The sequence below is a fragment of the Aeromonas sp. HMWF015 genome, assembly GCF_963878965.1.
Taxonomy (GTDB): domain Bacteria; phylum Pseudomonadota; class Gammaproteobacteria; order Enterobacterales; family Aeromonadaceae; genus Aeromonas; species Aeromonas veronii.
Genome location: NZ_CAWNZT010000111.1, coordinates 502 through 1,002 on the forward strand (window position 1 = coordinate 502; position 501 = coordinate 1,002).

Genomic DNA, 501 nt, shown 5'->3' on the forward strand with positions numbered 1-501 from the left:
CGCCCTGGCCAAGGCCTACGGCATCCCCGTCAATGCGCTGGCCAAGCAGTTCAGCGTCACCGGTCCGGTGGAAACGGGCCTGCGCGCCGCGCTGCTCGCCTCCGTCGAGTTCTTGGGCCTCATCACTTGCCTCGACGTAGACCAAATCAAGGGCCAGGTAGTGCAAGTGGGCATCGGCAAGCTGTTCACCGGCCGCAAGAAGGATGGCCGCTTCAACGGCAAGATCGGCGTCGCCGGCAACACCTACGAGCTGACCGAGACCGATTCGTGTGCCTCGCTCGACTGGGCCACTCTGTGCGTCTGGGCCAACGCCGGCAGCGAGGGCGAGTTCCTGCGCCTGGTGGGCGATTTCATCAACAAGGCGTTTGCCCTGGACATGCTGCGCGTCGGCTGGAACGGCGTGGAAGCGGCCGACGACACCGACCCGACCGCCCATCCGCTGGGTGAAGACGTCAACAAAGGCTGGCACCAGCTGGCCCGCGAGTGGAACGAAGGCAGCCA

Annotated in this window: 1 protein-coding gene; it reads left to right on the forward strand. The window is 65.7% G+C overall.

Annotated features, from left to right (window positions below; translation table 11 throughout):
* On the forward strand, nucleotides 1-501 hold a 501-nt coding region (locus AACS18_RS05570), incomplete at both ends, for a P2 family phage major capsid protein (protein ID WP_258228865.1).